Origin of the sequence: Staphylococcus pasteuri (assembly GCF_030547725.1) — a bacterium.
In the GTDB taxonomy this organism is placed as follows: Bacteria; Bacillota; Bacilli; order Staphylococcales; family Staphylococcaceae; genus Staphylococcus; species Staphylococcus pasteuri.
This window is the reverse complement of the sequence record NZ_JAUOQO010000033.1, coordinates 1-492: the sequence shown is the minus strand read 5'-3', so window position 1 is coordinate 492 and position 492 is coordinate 1. Positions and strand designations below refer to the sequence as shown.

At 55.3% G+C, this 492-nt stretch carries 1 protein-coding gene; it reads left to right on the top strand.

Features of this window, described 5'->3' with window-relative positions; genetic code table 11:
• Nucleotides 1-122 precede the first annotated feature (122 nt).
• Nucleotides 123-492: hypothetical protein (locus Q4528_RS12675; RefSeq protein ID WP_303521818.1), on the top strand; the 370-nt coding region annotated here is incomplete at its 3' end.

The following is a 492-nucleotide window of genomic DNA, read 5'->3' as shown; positions in this document are numbered from 1 at the left end:
CGATCACTGGTACAGCGACGGAAGGTGAGATTCTGACCGCCGGACAAACTTTGGCGGATACAGATGGCCTTGGGCCCCTGTCCTATCAATGGGTTCGTGGCACGGAAGACATCGGAGGCGCATTGTTCGAGACCTACACCTTGAGCCAGGCGGACGTCGGCGCGCAAATCTCGGTGCGGGTTTCCTATACTGACCAACGTGGCAATCCCGAAACAGTGTCGAGTGCACAAACATCGACCGTTAGCAATGTGAACAACACACCCTCCGGGTCTGTTACGATCGCCGGCACCGCTGCCGAAAATGAAACGCTATTGGCATTTGTCGCCCTTACGGATGTGGATGGATTGGGAGAGTTGTCTTTCCAATGGCTGCGGGGCACAGAAGAGATCGCGGGGGCAACGTCCGAAACGTATACATTGGATCAGGCGGATGTTGGTGCGGTTATTTCAGTTCGGGTGAGTTATACAGATCAGACAGGCACGGACGAAACCG